The following is an 18,660-nucleotide window of genomic DNA, read 5'->3' on the forward strand; positions in this document are numbered from 1 at the left end:
CTTACCTTGAAGCCGATGCAACCAGTTGTTTGGTTACTTCAGCCACCCGTCTGCCCAAAGCGCGCCCGAGGGCCAGGTCGTTTTCGCTCGGCAGGTTTTTGGGGTCCTCGTCGGACAATTCCACGGGACATGTGACACCGACGCCATAATAGGAGCCGTACAGCGCGTTTTCCGGAATGTTGCCGGGAAGCCCGACGACAATCATGCCGTTATGCAGCATCGGCGTGATCAGATTGATCAACGTCGACTCCAGGCCACCGTGAACGGTAGCGGTCGTGCAAAATACGCCGCCGACTTTTCCGACAAGTTTGCCCTGGGCCCATAAATAACCCAGACGGTCGATCCATGTTTTCAAGCCCGCACTGATCGTGCCGAAATGCCCCGGGCATCCCCAGATAATCGCATCCATTCCTTCAAGTTTATAAATATCGGCGTCGTTGACATGGGCGATCTCCGTTTCCGCCCCGTCAACCTCGCGTGCGCCTTCCGCCACGGAACGGGCGAGCGCTTCGGTATGTCCATTTTCGCTGTCATAAACCACGTAAATTTTCATGCGGATGATCCCCCTTAACCAGCTTTGATGCCTTATTTATCTCCATTACCCTCTGATTTATCCATAAGCGTTGCCGAATCTTACAAAAATCGACACGCCTGAATACGTCTTCCCCAATTAGGGGATGCTCTGTTTATCTGGCTGCAACTAGCTATCCAAGATTAGGAGGAGACTTAACACGTATGAACTCTCGCGCGCTACTCGTCAATGTCCTTGTCGTCATCATCGTGCTCGCGTTGGGCGGTGCGGCAATCTACTATTACAATCAAACGTCGAATTACGTCAAAACCGATAATGCGCAGGTGACCGGACAAGCCATTTCCATTAATGCGCCGGTGGCCGGAAGGCTTGCGAGTTGGAACGGGCAGGTCGGACACAATTACCAAACGGGCGAAGTGGTGGGAAGCATCGTGGCGCAAGGAACCCGGATGGATATCACGTTTCCGGTCAGCTCCACGATCGTACAGCAAAATGCCATTCCCCATACGTACGTCGCTCCCGGCACCACGCTGGCAAGGGCTTTCAATTTGAGTAATTTATGGATCAGCGCCAATATCGAAGAAACGAAGCTGGACAAAATCAAGGTCGGCCAAACGGTCGACGTCTATGTCGACGCATTTCCGGATACGACGCTGACCGGTAAAATCGACCAAATCGGCCTGGCTACCGCCTCGACGTTTTCGATGTTCCCGACGACGAACTCGAATGCCAACTACACGAAAGTGACGCAAGTCGTTCCGATTGTCATCACGATCGAAGGCTACAAAGGTCTCGGGCTTGTTCCCGGCATGAACGCTACGGTCCGAATCCACATTTAGCGAGGGGGCATGCCTGCCATGGCAAATGCTAGAGAATTTCATATGGGCCGAACGCTCACCGTCCTGCTGCTGGGAGCTTTCGTCTCCATTTTGAACCAGACGCTTCTGAACGTGGCCATCCCCCACTTGATGAATGAGTTCAACGTTTCGGCCACGACCGTCCAGTGGCTCTCCACCGCTTACATGCTCGTCAACGGCGTGCTTGTGCCGGTTACGGCGTTTCTGATCGAATCGTACGGAACACGCGCCCTGTTCATGTCGGCGATGGGGCTGTTTACCGCCGGAGCGGTCATATGCGCCATCAGCAACACGTTTGTCATTATGCTGATCGGGCGGATCATTCAGGCCAGCGGCGCCGGGATAATCATGCCTGTCGTCATGAACGTGTTTTTAACCGTTTTTCCGCCGGAAAAAAGGGGAACCGCGATGGGTACGATGGGGATCGCCATGATGTTCGCCCCTGCGATCGGGCCGACGCTTTCGGGGTGGATCGTCGAGCATTACACATGGCGCATTTTGTTCATCATGGTGATTCCGCTTGCGGTGCTGGACATTTTGTTTGCTTTCCGGTGGCTGACGAACGTCAACAAACTCACCAAGCCAAAGTTCGATTTCTGGGGAGTCGTCTTCTCGACGCTCGGTTTCGGCGCACTGCTTTACGGCTTTAGTTCGGCGGGGGACAAGGGCTGGACAAGCGCGATCGTGCTTGGCTCAATGTTCGTCGGGCTCGTCTTCATCGCTTTGTTTGTCGTGCGCGAGCTCAACATGAAAGTTCCGATGCTCGATTTCAGGGTGTTTCAGTATGATATCTTTACGTTTTCCACCATTATCGGCGGTTTGGTCAACATGGCCATGTTCGGCGCGATGCTCTTGCTTCCGATCTATTTGCAAAACATCCGCGGATTCACCCCGCTTCAGTCCGGTCTTCTGCTTCTGCCGGGCGCTCTATTGATGGGCGTCATGTCCCCGATTTCCGGGGCCATTTTCGACAAAACCGGGGCGCGGCCGCTGGCGATCATCGGCCTCCTTATTACGGCGCTGATGACGTTCGAGTTCAGCAAGCTGACCTCGGACACCACCTTTCCGCATCTGATGCTGTTGTACACGATCCGCAGCTTCGGCATGTCGCTGATCATGATGTCGGTGCAGACCGAAGGGCTGAACCAGCTTCCTCCCCGGCTTGGGGCCCACGGCACGGCCATGTCCAACACGATGCGGCAGGTGGCCGGTTCCATCGGGACGGCGCTGCTTGTGACGGTCATGTCTACCCGCACGACGATTCACGTTGAGCAGGCCGCGGAACTGTATACGCCCAACAATCCGTTTATGGCCGAAAACCTGGCCGCGGTGAGTCAAAGCATCGCCGCCTCTGCCGGGGTTCCGGCAGAAACGGGGTACGCGCTTGCACTGCAAAGCGTCATTGGCGTCGTGACCGAAAAAGCCACCATCGAAGGCATTAATGACGCTTTTATCGTGGCAACCTGGATCGCCATCATCGCATTGGTGTTGTCCTTCTTCCTGCGCCGGGCGCGAAAAGCCAAAAGGACCAAACCCGCGAAATAGACGAAACGAAAAATCCGCCCTTTTAATAAAGAGCGGATTTTTTGACGTTTCGAAAAGGTATCTTTATTTTTTCACGCCCCATGCTTTCAGGATCGCGTCATGCACGTACGTGTTTTCGTGAACGCCCGTAAAGAGCTCCGCGCCGCTTCCCATCGCCGTCAACGGGATGTCCACGCCGGTATGTCCGGAAGTCGTCCAATCGACGTAAAACTGCTCTTTCGACCCGAAGATGCTGAACGGTCCGTCCTCTTTCGAAATGCCGTCGCCGGATTCGTCCTTGTCGTCGACCGGCTCCAGCGAAAAGCCGCCGGTTTCATGGTCGGCCAGCACCAGCACGAGCGTGTCCGGATGTTTTTTCGCGAATTCTTTGGCGACGCCTACCGCTTTGTCCAGCTCCTGCCCGGCTTTGATCGTCAGCTTCGCATTGTTTTCATGCGCCATTTCATCGGTTCCTTCCTCTTCGACCATCAGGAAAAAGCCTTTTTTGTTGGAGGAAAGCGTATCAAGCGCTTTTTGCGTCATATCCTTTAGCGAAACGACCGGGTTGTATACATCCCCTTCGCCTTCCGGTTTTTGCTGGAACATTTCTTCATTGGCGAACAGGCCGAGAATTTTGCCGTTTTTCGCTTTTTGCAGCTCTTCCTTGCTCGTTACATATTGGTAACCCAGTTTTTTCGCATGCTCGACGAGATTGCCTTCCGTTCCTTTGCTTTCTTCGCTTGGATCTTCGGCCGGATGATCCGGGAATTTGCCGGGATTGCCTGCAGGATACCAAAAGTCTTCCCCGCCTCCCAGCAGCACGTCGACTTTGCTGTTATCCAGATACTGCTTGGCGATTTTGCTTTGCTGCGAACGGTCTTCGACATGGGCGCCAAACGCGGCCGGCGTGGCGTCGGTGATTTGGCTTGTCGTTACCAGCCCCGTCGATTTGCCGAGGCCTTTCGCCACTTCAAGCAGCGTTTTGACCGGTTTTTTGTTGGCATCGACGCCTACTGCTCCGTTATACGTTTTGACGCCGCTGGCAATCGCCGTTCCCGCAGCGGCCGAATCGGTCACCGCGACCGTGGAATGCGTGCGCAAAAGCGCCGAATAAGGCATATCGTCCATCTGCAGCTTACCGTTCAAACCGACCGTGTTCAGGCGGATGGCATCGCGCTGCGCCGCTCCCATGCCGTCCCCGACGAATAAAATGACGTTTTTCGCTTTGGCGGGCGCCGCGGCGTTCCCTTTGGCTTGGACGACTCCCCCGGAAATCACCAAACTGGCTGCCGCCGTGAGGCATAAAGCGGCTTGTACGATACTGCGTTTCTTTTTGCTCATCCCAATTCCTCCTTTATATCGGTCCTTCTTGAAGCAAGTATAGAGGGCAACTATGAAAAGAAATGAGGAGAAATGTAAACGCTATGTTTAATTGTTTTTCGTTTCGCGGCACTTTCTTTTTTTCGATTTCAATGAGGCGGAAGATTATGATATATTTCATATGGAGACAGGTCGGTTTCTTTCGGCCGGGTTGGCCTGGAAATGCGCCTTGGAAACGAATATGAACTCACGAGTGGTGAAGGAGGAAATGCTAGTGGAATTCAGAATCGAAAAAGACACCATCGGCGAAATTAAAGTTCCCGCGGATAAGCTGTGGGCAGCCCAAACGCAGCGGAGCTTTGAAAATTTCAAAATCGGTACGGAAAAAATGCCGCTGGAGCTGATCCGCGAATTTGCGATCCTGAAAAAAAGCGCGGCTCTCGCCAATAAAGAGCTTGGAAAGCTGAACGCCGAAAAAGCCGATGCCATCATCGCGGCGGCCGATGAGGTGATCGACGGCAAACTGAACGAACACTTCCCGCTGGCCGTATGGCAAACCGGAAGCGGCACCCAGTCCAACATGAACGTCAATGAGGTTATCGCAAACCGCGCCAACCAAATGCTGCAGGAAAAAGGCAGCGAGCAGCGCGTGCACCCGAACGATGACGTCAACAAATCGCAAAGCTCGAACGACACGTTCCCGACCGCGATGCATATTGCGGCCCTGATTGCCGTCGAGGATCAAGTCCTCCCTGCGATCGCAAAGCTGAAGGAAACGTTCCGCGAGAAAAGCGAAGCTTATATGGATATTATCAAAATCGGCAGAACGCATCTGCAGGACGCGACTCCGCTTACGCTCGGACAGGAAATCAGCGGCTGGCACCGGATGCTGGAAAAAAGCGAAGGCATGATCCGCGCAAGCATCGAATCGCTGCGTGAGCTGGCCATCGGCGGAACGGCGGTCGGCACGGGGATCAATGCGCATCCGAAATTCGGCGACATGACGGCGGCCAACATCAGCAAGCTGACGGGCAAAACCTTCACCTCCGCCGCAAACAAATTCCATGCCCTCACCAGCCATGACGAGCTCGTGTATGTTCACGGCGCGCTGAAAGCGCTTGCCGCCGATCTCATGAAAATCGCCAACGACGTGCGCTGGCTGGCCAGCGGTCCGCGCTGCGGCATCGGGGAACTCACCATTCCGGCGAACGAACCGGGAAGCTCCATCATGCCGGGCAAAGTGAATCCGACCCAAAGCGAAGCGATGACGATGGTCGTCTGTCAGGTGATGGGCAACGATGCGGCGATCGGTTTTGCCGCGAGCCAAGGCAATTTCGAGCTGAACGTGTTTAAGCCGGTTATCATCTATAACTTCTTGCAGTCTGCGCGTTTGCTCGCCGATGCGATGGTATCCTTCAACGACCACTGCGCGGTCGGCATCGAACCGAACCGTGCCGTCATCGAGCGCAACTTGAACCAGTCCCTGATGCTGGTGACTGCGCTGAACCCGCATATCGGCTACGAAAATGCCGCAGCGGTTGCCAAACTGGCGCATAAAGAAGGGCTGACCCTGAAAGAAGCGGCCCTGAAGAGCAACCTGCTCACCGAAGAGCAGTTTGACGCCGTTGTGCGACCGGAGCAAATGATCCATCCGAAAGAATAATGTTATATTTGCGAGGCGTGCATCGCTTGCTATGATTAATAAGGAGCCGTTCCAAAAGTCAGATGACCCCGGGCGGCTCCTTTGTCTGTTATAATTCTTGGTAAACTGGAAATACGATCCACCATTTACGAAAGGAACGGTATTTTGTTATGACTTGATGTATACGACTAAGAACATCCGTTAGCATCTGACTTGTCATGAAAGAATTTAACTATAGGGGTTAGAGTGTACCAAGATAGTAGTACATCAATACAAAAATGAGAATAAAGGTTAAAACTGCCCCTAATACATTTTGATTATGTGTGCTTTTATTGTTTTTTAAATTTTTGAGGAAATTAGTGAAATTTAAGAACCATAAAACCCCCAATAACGGCCCAACAACTAAGAGAGCATATACCATAAAAATAAGATCCCCCCATCATTCTACTTTTAAAAATATTATACAAAAAAATAAGAATTTACTTGATGAATTGGAAAAAACGCATGATTTTTGGTTTTTTCTTGCACAAAGCAAAAAAAACGAGCATTAGATAAACTCTCTAAAGCTCGTTTCCCTCTTTTTTTCAGAATTTATTAGTATTAATCAAAACTCCTTTTATTATACTCCGGAAAAGAAATTCCAATGATTGGAGTCTCCAATAATCGCTAACGCTAGTAGGGGCGTGACCTCCTTCTGAATTAAAAACTTTGATCAAAAAAGGCAGCTCGTCGACCGAGCTACCTTTTTTTCTGTACATTCTAACCCTTTTCTATATACTCATTGCTTTTAGCATTCCATTACAGAACAGATTATTTCTTCACCATGCTTTTAGCGAAGTTGATTACATCCATTTTTGCATTCTTAGCCGAAATCGAATAGTGCACCTGGTTTGCTGAATCCGTCCAATCTAAGTGATCCCTCCCATTTAACTCCGTTGTGTAAGTACATTCAACGCCATTGATTCCGAGGGTTTCCGTTTTTTGATCGGGATTGGAGCCTGGCACAGGTGTGCCGCCTATGGGATCCGAGGGCTTCACAAATGACGCAACCACTGACACCTCTACTTTGTTTTTCACGAACGTAAGAACGGCACTGGATTCTTCGACGACCTCCAAAGGTTTGGTGTACAAGATGTTCTTTCCTTGTGCTGCTTGTTCTTTCAATTCTTTATCCAATTTCTCGTATAATGCCGATGTTGGATCCGGATTTTGGGGATATAAGAATCCAGCTTTGAATGTATAACCTTTTGGTAAAGATACAGGCTTCGCGAGTGAAGGCGCGTTTATGTTCTTGATTTTGGCCAAATAATCGTTGTATTTCTGGAACACAAAACCTCTCCCTGCAAATGAGATCCGATCGGACGGGTTAAGCTTTGGATCCTTCACATAATAAGCGATGACTTGGCCTGGCTTAAGACTTGCGTACAGCTTATCAATCTGATCTTGTACAGTTGCGGGCTTTGGGTCTGCCTTGATTAGTGCAACGGCACCCCCCTTATTCAAGTCTTTTGGCAATACTGACGAAGTCGAGGCGTATGCGCTGACCGCTCCTGCAATGCTCATGACTGCCACAAGTGAAATAACGGTTTTCAATTTCGTTCCTAACATGTAAATTCGTGCTCCTTTCGGCCGCAAGGCCTTGCATATTTGAATTGATTACATAACATATAACAATCTGTTAACCCGAAAAGGGACACTTTTTATACAATTACGAAAACATTTCCACTCGTTCATTCACCCATGATTCCGGCTGCAATTTTGGCAAACTCTTCTTTGGGCAGAGGGTCTCTCGCGTCATCCGTGATGTTATATAATACATGTCCGGTCGCGTCAAGCCACGTTAATCTGCGATGATAGGATACGGCTGAACCCAATTCAGTTAATGACAGGAGCATCTCCTTTCCGTTTACCATCAGTTTCTCGGCATTTCCGGAAGGGACCTGAACGGTTGAATCCGTGGGCTTGGAGAAGGCGATGATGTTGATCTGATAGTCCCCTTTGCGATAACGAACCATCGATGATGCCCCTTTCGTTGGAGGAATCATTTTGTAAAATAACGCTTTGTCATTCGGGGATTTCTCCGCCATCGCCTTCAGTTCTGCGAGAAGATGTTCATATTCAGGAGTTCCCACGAAAGGTTCAGGTTTGGCCTGAATACTGCCAGAGTCAAATAAATACCCTTCCGGCATATAGGTTGGCTCTCGTAATTGGGGCGTATCCGTAGCTTGCATTTCTTTGGCAAATTCATCATAACTGCGGTGCATATACGGGACATACAGGAAATGAACCGGGTTTAGCGTCTCAGCCGCCTGTATTTGTTTGTCCTTGATATAATAGGCAGCCATCTCGCCAGGCTTTAATTTCTTCTTCAGCTCTGCTTCATACTTGTTCAATACGTCTATGTAATGGTTTGCGTAAGGGTATGATTGCTCTGCAATCGAAGTGATGACGATCTTTCCTTCATGATTTCTAATTTCAATGAATCTGGTGCCCGCGTATACAGTAATGGATGAGAGCAGGACCACAGCGCAAAATGAGGCGATAAGAACCATCCTCCGACGAGCACCTGAACGCTGAGAAGAGTTTCTTTCCTCGTATTGATAAATTTTGCGCATTACAGCGGATGTAACGTCGATTTGATCATGACTTTCCGTGCGTTCCATGTTTCTCAGAGCTTGACCTTGACCAGACCTTCCTCTATCTTGCATCCCTTCTCACCTTCCTTCTCGTTGATCAGCCGGATTACTTTTTGTTTTAATCGCGTATTTTTTTTCTTCACCGCATCGGTGCTTTTACCGAGAATGTCGGCGATCTCGGCGAATGTTTTTTCCTCGAAAACTCTTAGAATCAGAATACTTCGCTCATCCGCCGATAACCTGGACAGGGCATATTCAAGCGACGGACTGAACAATTGATGGTCGAGCTTCTGCTCCGCGCTTTCGGTGTACGTTGCAGGTTTAAAAAGTCGATATACCCGATCACGAATTCGGCGTTTACGAAGCATATTAAGACAGTGATGATAGGCAATCTTATATAACCATGATGAGAACGTCGCTCTCGACTCATATAAATCAAGCTTCGTGTAGGCCTTGAATAAAATATCCTGAACCGCGTCTTGCGCATCTTGCTTACACCCAAGCATACGCCTGCAGTATACATAGATTTGTTGTTGGTACATTTCTACAATCGGTCGAAAAGCTTCCCGATCGCCTGCTTTCACCCGACTGACATACTCCTCTGCTGAGTCCAACTCAGAGTTCACCCCCCACTTCTCTGTTTATCTGTTATAACACTTCAGATTGCTTAAAAGGGACATTTGAAATTTTTTGAATTGATGTTTTTTTGAGCTAACACGCCTAAGAAGGGAGTTGTTCGAGCAGCTATAGAACAAAATGGGCTGCCTATAAGGGCAGCCCTATGATTAGAATTAATTCACATAAAATTCTGTATTCACGACGCCCCATCGACCGAAGCGCTCTGAATCATTCCGTGCTATACGTTCCGGCGGCTCGTCGCCACGGGGTTACGCAGATACGCTTCGGCTCTTCCCCGTCAGCGGCTTCCCGTTTCGATTGGCGTAATATCGGGCGAACTTCACGGAATAAGCCAGCACGTAAACAACCAGCAAGGAAGCAAGAATATTCAGGACGATCAGCGACACGTTCATGTCGAAGAAATAGGTCAGCACGCCGGTGCCGACGACCGGAACGATGAATCCCGAATATCCGGCGAAATAGAAGGTCGAAATGACCTTCGACCGGGCTTCTGGATTCGGCAGTTCCCCGGCCAGGCGCAAACTGACCTGGAACGTCCACCCGCTGCCGAGCGCCTGAATCAAAACGCCAGCCCAGAGCAAGCCAATGCTTCCTGTCGAACCCGAAAAGACGACCAGCCAGGCGCCAAGCGACAGCAATGCAATGCCGACGCGCAGACGGTGGACCGGGTGTTTGACGAATGGCAGCAGCTGCAGCAGCGCGCCGCCTCCAAGCAGCAGCAAAATCAGCAGCCCGGATACCGACAAGTTCGACGAATGAAGCACGCTTTTCACAAACGAAGGAATCAAGGACAGGATGATGCCGTTCAGCGTAAACAACGTAAAGATCGGCAGCGCGCTGAAGGACCAGAAAGGGCTCCGTATTTCATCAGGAACTCCGAGGGAAATCGGTGCCGGAGGTGTTTTGGCAAGCTGTTTGCGAGCCTCGAAGTCCCGGTCTTTTAACGTTTCAAACGTGATAAGCCCGCTAAGCAAAAACAATGTCAAAATCCAAAACGGCACCCTCAGCGGCATGAGGTGAAGATATTGAATGACAAGCCCGGTAATGGCCGGCCCCAGGCCGAAGCCGACGGATACCGTTATTCCCGACAGCGCTAATGCTTTGCCCGTTTGCTCCTTCGGAGTCTGCTTTAGCAGAAAGGCTACGGCCGTTCCCGTAAAGGTGCCATACGCGATGCCTTCGAGAATTCTGGCGGCATAAACCAGCCATGCCTGCTGGCTCACCATAAAAACAAGCGTGGCGATGATGGATAACCACACGCTGAAGCGCAAAACTCTTTTAAGCCCCCACCTGCTCCCTTTGGATCCGGAAATAAGCAGGGACGGAAGCAAAAACAACGCATAAACCGCAAATAAAACGGTGATTTGCAGACTATTCAATCGATAGTGCTCCTGGTAAAGTGGAAATAAGGGCGAAGTAAACGTAGCCCCGATGGACATCATCAAAAACACCCATAACATGCGTTTCATTGGATTCTCTCCTTTTTTGGAATGTTCGTTCAAGAAAATAGAAAAAGAAAACCGTCTATCGACGTATTTTGAAAGATGACAGACGTATTTTCACAAACATTTAAAAGCGCCATAACTGAAAAAATAATACTTGAACGGTAATTCAAGAATTAATTAAAAAAAATTAGAACACGGTCGAAATCGTCACCTTGACAAAATCCTCCAATACGCTGCGGTCAGCCGCGCTCCGGGCCATGACATGCAAGCCTTGTTTGGCCCCTGTCAAAAAACGGGCCAATTCACGGGGGCTGTTTTTGCTCTTAAGACAGCCTTTTTTCTGCGCGCGCATCAAATAGCTGAAAAACAAAGATTCCGAGTTCGTGTAATACGCCTCCAGACGGCGCGCCACATTCGGCACGTACGCCACCGGCCCGAGCGTCGTATTTGTCATCAGGCAGCCGCGCCCGCGCGCCGCGTTGTTCATCGACACGTCGATGACTCTGGAGAAAAAGCGCTCCAGCTGTTCCCGCGGCGAATCGGCGTCCTCTTTTAAGATATAATTGTAATTTTCGTCCGCACGCTGGCTGAACCGGTCGAGGCAGGCCAAAAACAGCTCGTGCTTATCCCCGAACGTATCGTAAAGGCTGCCCCGATGGATGCCCAGATGATCGCACAAATCCTGGATGGAGGTGCTTTCGTAGCCCTTTTCCCAAAACAGGTCGAGAGCCTGGTCGACGGCTTTTTCCTGGTCGAACTCTTTATGTCTGCCCATGGCATTGCCCTCCTTTTCGTGTCTTATACTATAATTTTTCTTGAACGATAAGTCAAGTATTGGACATGGGTAAAATAGATAAATGGGCTGCATCAGAGCGGAAGGCAGATGGCTGTAACGACAAACAAGGGTGTCCCCACGAGTCATAGACCCGAAAGACACCCCTCGTAATCGCGATGATTTAGCTATGTTTTGTCCTTGAAGTTCGCCTCTAACTACTCGGATTGCTTCTCGCCGAACGCCTCTTTCGCGTCCTCGACCATTTCCTTCGCAAATTCCTCTCTTTGCTTGTTAGGCACCGGCATTTTGTTCAGCTCGGTTCTTTGCACTTCATATTTGCTCGGCTCTTGGGAATTGTTGTTGTCAACCATTCGATCGCACCCCCTTCGCATGCCATTTTAACCATATATAGGATGCGCGGATTTTGCGATCTTATTCATTCCCTTTACCATCCAAACTCCGGCCGGTCAAGCCGGTACAACCGGCGGTACCGCTCCGACGCCTCCATCAGCTCCGCATGGGAGCCCCTCATTTCGATGCGGCCGTTCTCCATAAAAATGATTTCATCCATATGCTCGGCACCCGTCAAATGATGCGTCACCCAGATGAGCGTTTTGCCCTTCATCGTTTCCAGCATCGTTGCAAGCAGATCCCGTTCCGTACGCGGGTCAAGCCCCACCGTCGGTTCGTCCAGGATGACCACCGGATTGTCCTGCAGCAGCACCCTGGCCAGCGCGATCCGCTGGCGCTCGCCGCCGGAGAAACGCTGCCCGGTTTCGTGCATCGGCGTCCGGTAGCCGAGCGGCAGCGATTCGATCAGACGGTCCAGCTTCGCCTGCGCCGCCGCGCGCCGGATCTCCTCGTCGGTCGCGTCCCGGTCGCCGAGGCGGATGTTGTTCGCTACCGTCGTATCGAACAGATGCGGGTTTTGGTTCAGCACCGAAACCACCTGCGGCATCGCGTCGCCAATGGCGCAAGCTTCCGTCCCGTTCAGACGAACGCTGCCGGACGTCGGCGCCAAAGCTCCTTCGATCAGCTTCAGCAGCGTTGATTTGCCGGCGCCGCTGCGCCCAATGACGGCAATCCGCTTCCCTTGCGGCAGGTCCAGGGAAATATCCTGCAGCGCCCAAGGGGAATGATCGTCATAACGGTAACACAGGTTCTTCACCTGTAAATGGACATCTTGTGAGTTTTCCCTGCTGAACCATCCGGCCTTCGCCGTTGTTCCGGCCATGTTTTCGCTGTTTGCCGCCCCCGAATGCCGGCTAATCTCGTGCAAACGCTGCAAAGAGCTTTGATACCCCGGAATTTTTTCAAGCGCCTCGGACACCGGCAGAAACGCATCCATCATCGGGAACACGACAAGCGCGAACGCGGCGATCAGCACGGCCGGGATATGTCCGGCGGCGTATTCCCCGGCGGACCAGACCACCATCGAAATGACACAGAGTCCCACCACGCTTTGCCCGATCAGCTGCCGCCAGCGCGCCCAGCTTTTGAGTTGGCCGTCCACTTTGGCCGCCTCCTGTGCCGCCGCTTCGTATGCAGTCAAAAACTGCAGCTCTCTCCCGCTGATGACCCAATCGCTCATGCCCAGCACGGCGTCGGTCAGCTTGGCGTACAGCCCGCTGCGCTGTTCTTTCGCCAAGCGGCTTTTCGCCCTGGTGATGAGTAGCGACACCCATGGCAGCACGGCGATCAACACCAAAATGTACAGCGCCATCATCAAAGCAAAACGAAGGTCGAACCGTCCCAAAGCCGCGATCGAGCCGATATACAGCACAAGCGCCGCCACGCTCGGAAATACCGTCCGCAGGTAAACGTCCTGCAAATATTCGATATCGTCGGCGAGCACGCCAAGCACGTCCCCGGTCCGGAACCGGGAAGAAAGAAACAAAGCTTGCGGCTCCAGCACGCGGTACAGCCGGGTCCGCATCCGCGACACAATTCGCAGCACGGCGTCATGGCTGACCAGCCGTTCCACGTAATGCACGACCGCACGGCCGATCCCGAAGGTGCGCACGAGTACGATCGGCACGTACACCATCAAAATGTTTTCCGGCCGCAGCGCCGCTTTGGAAATGAGAAAACCCGAGGTGAACATGAGCATCGCCGCGGTCAGGAGCGTGAGACAGCTTAGGGCGATAATGACGAGAAACCGTCCGAAATACGCCCGAAAATAAGGCCGAAGCCAGCTTTCTTCTCTCAATGGACTCCCTCCCGTTGCGATTCAATCAGTTCATAATAGGCTCCCTTGCGGGAAAGCAGCTCCACGTGGGTGCCGATTTCAGCCAGCTGCCCACCTTCCAGCACGATAATCAAATCCATGTCCGGCATCCAATGCAGGCGATGCGTCGCCAAAAATACCAGCTTCCCTTCAAACAGCGGCATCATCGTCTGCTTCAGCTCATATTCCGTCTCGATATCGAGATGCGCCGTCGGCTCATCCAGCAGGATGACGGGCCGTTCGCTTAAAAAAGCCCGGGCCAGCGCGACGCGCTGCCCCTGCCCTCCGCTTAACTGGCGCCCGCCTCCGCCGATAGTCTCTTGCACGCCGTGAGGCAGGCTCTGCGCCAGCTCCTTCAGCCCGGCCGCCGCCACTGCGCGCTCCACATCGGAGTCGGACGCATCCGGCGCATAAAATCGGATATTGTCCGCAAGCGTACCGCTAAAAATAAAAGGGTGCTGCGGAATATACGTGATCCGCTTTCTCCATTCCGCCAGCGAAGACGAATCCAACCGCCGGCCATCCACCGCCATGAACCCTTCGGAAGGCTTCAGAAATCCGCCAAGCACATCGATCAGCGTGGATTTGCCCGCGCCGCTGGCGCCGATAATCCCGATTTTGCCCATCCCTTGCAAATCGAGCGATATATTCAGCAGCGAATGCGGCCCCTCCTGCTGATGCCTCACGCCCACATTCGATAAGATCAGGCGGCTGTTCGCCGTCCAGTGCAGTTCCCTCTTTTCCCGGCCGGTTTTCACATCATCCGCATCTTCATTAAGCGGCTCATCGATGATGCTCCGCATAGCGGCTCCGGCTTCTTTGCCGTCCAGCGTGGCGTGGAAATCCGCGCCCACCATCCGCACGGGCAAAAAATACTCCGGCGCCAAAATAAGCACCGTCAGCCCGGTCACCAGCGCCAGATCGCCGCTGATCAGCCGCAAGCCCAGCCCAACGGCCACGACCGCCACCGACAGCATCGTAAAAAAGTCGAGCGAAAAAGAAGACAGGAACGCCACGCGCAGGGTGCGAATCGTCGCCGACCGGTACCGGTCGCTGACCCGTGCGACGCTCCCGATATGCTCCCGGCTTTGTCCAAGCAGCTTCAGCGTCTCGAGCCCGCGCAGCGAGTCGACGAAGTGGTTGGACAGCGTGCGGTACGTGTCCAGCTGCTTTTCCGTCGTTTTGCGCGCAGCCAGCCCGACCAGGATCAAAAACGCGATCAAAATCGGCATCGACAGGATCAGAATGATCCCCGAAGTGATATCCTGCAAAAAAATGTACGCCAGGATGATCCACGGGATGAGCGCCATCCCGGCCATCCGCGGCACGATCAGCTCCAGATAGTTGCGGAACTTCGACGTTCCTTCCAGAATGAGCGTGACCAGATTGCCCGTTCCCTCCTGCCTCGCGAACCTCGGCCCAAGCTGGAACAGCTTCTCCATCACCTGCTGCCGCAGGTCGGCTCCGGTACGTTCGGCGAAGGCATAACTCATTTTTTGCTGAATGAAACCGATGATGTGCCGGACCAGGAATGCCCCCAGAAACATCATCAATTTGTTGTATTGACCATGAAGCGGTTCGCCGGCAAAAAGGGCGGAGAGAGCCTCCGCCAGCCATCTTGCCAGCAGGATGATCGACAGGCTTTGTGCAAGCGTTAACGCCAACGAGGCGGCAAGAATTGGCTTTATCCCTTTATAGCCGAGCAAATTCCGATCCATTAATATTCCAAATGCCCTTTCTCGTGAACCCGTTTATGGAAAACAAAATAGCTCCAGATTTGATAGCCGAGCACGAAAGGCAGCAGGGATAAAGCCACGATCGTCATTACTTTCAGCGAATAATGTCCGGAGGCCGCATTGTCCACCGTCAGGTTAAAGGCGGCATCGATCGAACTGATCATGACGTTCGGGAACAATCCGATGAAAAACGTCGCGATCGCCAGCGCGATCACCGCGCCCGTCATGCCAAACGCCCAGCCGTCTTTTTTCTTGCCGGAAAATACGACCGCCAGCGCAAACGCGACGGCTAAAGCAGCCAATACGGCAATCAGAATGCCGCCGCGCGCTTCAAAAATGCCGGTATTGAAATACGTCAGCGTAAAGAAAGCGACAACCAGTACCGCCAGCGGAACCATCAGGCTGCGGGCCATGCGGCGCGCGCGCTGCTGAAGGTCGCCTGTTACCCGCAGCGTCGCAAACAGCAAGCCATGCACTAGGCAAAGCACGACCATCGTCAAACCGCCGACAACGGAATAGAAATTCACGATATCGCCGAAAAACGAAGCTTTCATTTCCATCGCCCGGTCGATCGGCAAGCCTTGAATCAAATCGGCGAACACGACACCCAGCAGAAGCGGCGGCAGCAGGCTGCCGATCAGGATGACGATGTCCCATGTTTTTTTCCAGGAAGCCTTCTCCACCTTGCCCCGGTATTCAAAGGCGACCCCTCGCCCGATGAGCGCAAGCAGGAGCAGGACAAGCGGCGTATAAAATCCGCTGAACAGCGTGGCGTACCAGTTCGGGAAAGCCGCGAACATCGCGCCTCCGGCCGTCAGCAGCCACACCTCGTTGGCATCCCAGAACGGGCCGATGGAATTGATCAGCACCCGGCGTTCGGTATCGTTTTTCGCCAAAACGCCCGTCGCCATCCCGATGCCGAAATCAAAGCCCTCGAGGAAAAAGAACCCCGTGAACAGCACCGCGACGAGCACGAACCACAGCTCATTAAGAGATAGCATGGCGGTATTCCTCCTTATCAAATGGATCGCTGGACGTTTCCGCCGGCGTCTCGGCGGCGTACGGTCCTTTTTTGATGACGCGGATAAACAGGTAGACCATAACGACGGCCAATACGGCATAGATTCCGGTAAATGCGATCAGGGAAAACAGCACCTGGCCTGCGGTTACGCTCGGCGATACGCCGTCCGCGGTCGTCATCAGCCCGAATACCGTCCATGGCTGGCGGCCGATTTCCGTCATAATCCAGCCCGAAGTGTTGGCGATGATCGGCAGCGAAATGGCAAATACCATAAGGCCCAGGAACCATTTGTTCCGGTTCTCCAGCTTTTTGCGCGCCGCCAAATACACCCCGTACATGCTGAGCAAAATGAGCAGCGAACCGCTGGCCACCATCACGCGGAAACTCCAGAAGGTCGTGCGCACCGGCGGAATATAATCGCCCGGGCCGTACTGCTGCTCATATTGGGCCTGCAGTTCTTTCATGCCCTGCACTTCCCCTGAAAATTTGCTGTACGACAAAAAGCTGAGCAGATAAGGGATCTGGAACTCTGCGGTATTTTTCTGATTTTTCGTATCGATGAACGCCGTCACCGTCCAAGGCGCAGGGTCGCCGCTGTTTTCCCACAGCGCTTCGGTTGCGGCCATTTTCATCGGTTGGGTTTTAACCAGGTATTGGGCCTGCTGGTGACCGACAAGCGCCACGCCGATCGAAGAAACGAGGCCGATCACGGTCGCAATGACGAACGATTTTTTGAAAAACTGCACATCTTTTTTCTTGAGCAGCTTATACGCGCTGACGCCGGCAACCAGGAACGCGCCCGTCATAAACGCGGCCAAAATCGTGTGCGGAAACTCAAGCAGCAGCTGGCCGTTTTTGATCAGCGCGAAAAAGTCGTTCATTTCGGCCCGGCCGTTGTTGATCGTAAAACCGACAGGGCGCTGCATGAAGGAGTTGGCCGCCAAAATCCAGAACGCCGACATAATCGTCCCGATGGCAACCAGCCAGATGCAAAGCGCATGCACTTTTTTCGAAAGCCGTTCCCAGCCGAAAATCCAAAGTCCGATAAACGTCGATTCCATGAAAAAGGCGAGCAGCGCCTCAACCGCCAGCGGAGCGCCGAACACGTCGCCGACGAACCGGGAATACGACGACCAGTTCATGCCGAACTGGAATTCCTGAAGAATGCCGGTGACGACGCCGATCGCGAAGTTGATCAGGAACAGCTTGCCCCAGAACTTCGCCATATGTTTGTACTCTTCCTTGCCTTTGACGACGTACATCGTCTCCATGATCGCGATCATGAACGCCAGACCGATGGACACGGGGACGAAGAAAAAGTGAAAAATCGTCGTTGCCGCAAACTGAATCCGCGACAGCATAATTACGTCCATTGTTCTTCCCTCTTTCTAATAGTTTTCAGTTCGAACCCTTGGGCGATGGATATACCCCATCCATTTGCTCCCCTAAAGATGCTGCAAACTTTCTTCAATCGTTCCCGATTGAAAAATCTCTTCTTCCTGTATTCTGGCAGACCGTCGTCATTCTAAATGTGATTTATGTCACAACCACAGGTCCAAAAGACCCAATATGTGAATTATGTCACAAAATATTAAAAATTTTAGACTTCGAACCAAACAAAAGGGACTCTCCCAAGCCCATACGGCCCGAAAAAAGTCCCCTAAAATTCGATATTTCCTCTATGTCTTCACCCGAACGACGGGCGTTTCGCGCAGATCCTGCTAGTCCCTCGCTACGTAATATTTGTTGGTCATGTACCAGGCATCGCCTTTGTCCGTAGCCACTTTGCCCTTTTTCTTGTCCAAAAACACGATCTCGTTGCATTTGGAACAATACCATTTGGTCGTGTAGTACTGGGAATAGGTCGTATAGGTCGTGCCGCATTTGCAGTCGACTTTGAAGTACACGCGGTTCTCTTCGTACGCTTTGGACAGCTGCTCGGTATTATCCGATTCCGCCTGGCGGTTGCCCACCGGCTTCAGCACTTCGGCGTAGTTGGAAAAACGGTTATGCACTTTGAAATCCGCAACCAGCTCTGGATTGAGGCCGAAAAACTCCTTACCAATAGCCGTGATGAATTTCGCGTCGGTACGATAGCACTCGATCCATTCCTGAATTTGCTTATTCGATAAAGGTACAGTTCCTTTAATGCCACTATTCAAGGTGTAGGTCATGATGGTCAGGTTCTCATTGTCTTCATAGAACATTAATTCAGAAACCTCCTTATGATTTCATCTATTAATGTACTACTTCTTTGAACCATAATCAAAGTGTGAAATATAGGCAGGAAAGTGCAAATGTTTTTC

The 18,660-nt window shown here is 52.2% G+C and carries 16 protein-coding genes; 3 read left to right on the top strand and 13 right to left on the bottom strand.

Annotated features, from left to right (window positions below):
- Position 1: 1 nt before the first annotated feature.
- The gene (locus RJP21_RS07810) at positions 2-553 is read right to left on the bottom strand and encodes an NAD(P)H-dependent oxidoreductase (RefSeq protein WP_310858787.1); all 552 of its coding nucleotides are present in this window, start codon (positions 551-553) and stop codon (positions 2-4) included.
- 182 nt (positions 554-735) lie between these two features.
- Between RJP21_RS07810 and RJP21_RS07815 the strand changes: the two genes are divergently transcribed.
- Complete coding sequence (locus RJP21_RS07815) at positions 736-1,371, top strand: HlyD family secretion protein (protein ID WP_160042847.1); 636 nt, start codon at positions 736-738, stop codon at positions 1,369-1,371.
- A gap of 18 nt (positions 1,372-1,389) precedes the next feature.
- Positions 1,390-2,934: a DHA2 family efflux MFS transporter permease subunit gene (locus RJP21_RS07820; RefSeq protein WP_310858788.1), complete on the top strand. Its 1,545-nt coding sequence runs from the start codon at positions 1,390-1,392 to the stop codon at positions 2,932-2,934.
- Between the two features lie 63 nt (positions 2,935-2,997).
- Here RJP21_RS07820 and RJP21_RS07825 read toward each other — a convergent pair whose 3' ends face one another.
- Positions 2,998-4,254: an alkaline phosphatase gene (locus tag RJP21_RS07825; protein ID WP_310858789.1), complete on the bottom strand. Its 1,257-nt coding sequence runs from the start codon at positions 4,252-4,254 to the stop codon at positions 2,998-3,000.
- 253 nt (positions 4,255-4,507) lie between these two features.
- Between RJP21_RS07825 and fumC the strand changes: the two genes are divergently transcribed.
- Positions 4,508-5,896, top strand: a complete 1,389-nt coding sequence (fumC, locus tag RJP21_RS07830) for a class II fumarate hydratase (RefSeq protein WP_310858790.1) — start codon at positions 4,508-4,510, stop codon at positions 5,894-5,896.
- Between the two features lie 789 nt (positions 5,897-6,685).
- Here the strand turns inward: fumC and RJP21_RS07835 are convergent.
- The 11 genes from RJP21_RS07835 to RJP21_RS07885 all read right to left on the bottom strand — a co-directional run bounded on the left by RJP21_RS07835 (position 6,686) and on the right by RJP21_RS07885 (position 18,561).
- The gene (locus RJP21_RS07835; protein WP_310858791.1) at positions 6,686-7,483 is read right to left on the bottom strand and encodes a hypothetical protein; all 798 of its coding nucleotides are present in this window, start codon (positions 7,481-7,483) and stop codon (positions 6,686-6,688) included.
- Between the two features lie 122 nt (positions 7,484-7,605).
- Entirely contained in the window at positions 7,606-8,583 is a 978-nt protein-coding gene (locus RJP21_RS07840) for a hypothetical protein (protein WP_310858792.1), read from the bottom strand.
- Entirely contained in the window at positions 8,544-9,095 is a 552-nt protein-coding gene (locus tag RJP21_RS07845; protein WP_310858793.1) for an RNA polymerase sigma factor, read from the bottom strand. Before RJP21_RS07845 ends, RJP21_RS07840 begins: the two co-directional genes overlap by 40 nt.
- A gap of 303 nt (positions 9,096-9,398) precedes the next feature.
- Entirely contained in the window at positions 9,399-10,619 is a 1,221-nt protein-coding gene (locus RJP21_RS07850; protein WP_310858794.1) for an MFS transporter, read from the bottom strand.
- Between the two features lie 163 nt (positions 10,620-10,782).
- Positions 10,783-11,370 carry a TetR/AcrR family transcriptional regulator gene (locus RJP21_RS07855; RefSeq protein ID WP_310858795.1) on the bottom strand — a complete coding sequence of 196 codons (588 nt, stop codon included), beginning with the start codon at positions 11,368-11,370 and terminating at the stop codon, positions 10,783-10,785.
- 215 nt (positions 11,371-11,585) lie between these two features.
- On the bottom strand, positions 11,586-11,741 hold the full coding sequence (locus tag RJP21_RS07860; protein WP_310858796.1) for a hypothetical protein: 156 nt from the start codon (positions 11,739-11,741) through the stop codon (positions 11,586-11,588).
- Between the two features lie 74 nt (positions 11,742-11,815).
- Complete coding sequence (gene cydC / locus RJP21_RS07865) at positions 11,816-13,579, bottom strand: thiol reductant ABC exporter subunit CydC (RefSeq protein ID WP_310858797.1); 1,764 nt, start codon at positions 13,577-13,579, stop codon at positions 11,816-11,818.
- A complete protein-coding gene (cydD, locus tag RJP21_RS07870) occupies positions 13,576-15,315 on the bottom strand; it encodes a thiol reductant ABC exporter subunit CydD (protein ID WP_310858798.1) in 1,740 nt (579 codons plus the stop codon). Before cydD ends, cydC begins: the two co-directional genes overlap by 4 nt.
- Positions 15,315-16,334, bottom strand: a complete 1,020-nt coding sequence (gene cydB / locus RJP21_RS07875; RefSeq protein ID WP_212958151.1) for a cytochrome d ubiquinol oxidase subunit II — start codon at positions 16,332-16,334, stop codon at positions 15,315-15,317. Before cydB ends, cydD begins: the two co-directional genes overlap by 1 nt.
- A complete protein-coding gene (locus RJP21_RS07880) occupies positions 16,321-17,727 on the bottom strand; it encodes a cytochrome ubiquinol oxidase subunit I (RefSeq protein ID WP_310858799.1) in 1,407 nt (468 codons plus the stop codon). The genes cydB and RJP21_RS07880 overlap by 14 nt, the downstream gene beginning before the upstream one ends.
- 348 nt (positions 17,728-18,075) lie before the next feature.
- Positions 18,076-18,561, bottom strand: coding sequence for a hypothetical protein (locus RJP21_RS07885; protein ID WP_160042860.1), 486 nt, complete (start codon positions 18,559-18,561; stop codon positions 18,076-18,078).
- Positions 18,562-18,660: the final 99 nt, after the last annotated feature.

It is taken from the genome of Paenibacillus sp. VCA1, from assembly GCF_031583795.1.
GTDB lineage: Bacteria > Bacillota > Bacilli > Paenibacillales > Paenibacillaceae > Paenibacillus_AQ > Paenibacillus_AQ albilobatus.

Excerpts from the sequence above, each read along its gene's own strand:
- RJP21_RS07810 (WP_310858787.1), bottom strand. The coding sequence starts at position 553 with ATGAAAATTTACGTGGTTTATGACAGCGAAAATGGACATACCGAAGCG.
- RJP21_RS07815 (WP_160042847.1), top strand. The coding sequence starts at position 736 with ATGAACTCTCGCGCGCTACTCGTCAATGTCCTTGTCGTCATCATCGTG.
- RJP21_RS07820 (WP_310858788.1), top strand. The coding sequence starts at position 1,390 with ATGGCAAATGCTAGAGAATTTCATATGGGCCGAACGCTCACCGTCCTG.
- RJP21_RS07825 (WP_310858789.1), bottom strand. The coding sequence starts at position 4,254 with ATGAGCAAAAAGAAACGCAGTATCGTACAAGCCGCTTTATGCCTCACG.
- RJP21_RS07835 (WP_310858791.1), bottom strand. The coding sequence starts at position 7,483 with ATGTTAGGAACGAAATTGAAAACCGTTATTTCACTTGTGGCAGTCATG.
- RJP21_RS07840 (WP_310858792.1), bottom strand. The coding sequence starts at position 8,583 with ATGCAAGATAGAGGAAGGTCTGGTCAAGGTCAAGCTCTGAGAAACATG.
- RJP21_RS07850 (WP_310858794.1), bottom strand. The coding sequence starts at position 10,619 with ATGAAACGCATGTTATGGGTGTTTTTGATGATGTCCATCGGGGCTACG.
- RJP21_RS07855 (WP_310858795.1), bottom strand. The coding sequence starts at position 11,370 with ATGGGCAGACATAAAGAGTTCGACCAGGAAAAAGCCGTCGACCAGGCT.
- RJP21_RS07860 (WP_310858796.1), bottom strand. The coding sequence starts at position 11,741 with ATGGTTGACAACAACAATTCCCAAGAGCCGAGCAAATATGAAGTGCAA.
- cydD (WP_310858798.1), bottom strand. The coding sequence starts at position 15,315 with ATGGATCGGAATTTGCTCGGCTATAAAGGGATAAAGCCAATTCTTGCC.
- cydB (WP_212958151.1), bottom strand. The coding sequence starts at position 16,334 with ATGCTATCTCTTAATGAGCTGTGGTTCGTGCTCGTCGCGGTGCTGTTC.
- RJP21_RS07880 (WP_310858799.1), bottom strand. The coding sequence starts at position 17,727 with ATGGACGTAATTATGCTGTCGCGGATTCAGTTTGCGGCAACGACGATT.
- RJP21_RS07885 (WP_160042860.1), bottom strand. The coding sequence starts at position 18,561 with ATGTTCTATGAAGACAATGAGAACCTGACCATCATGACCTACACCTTG.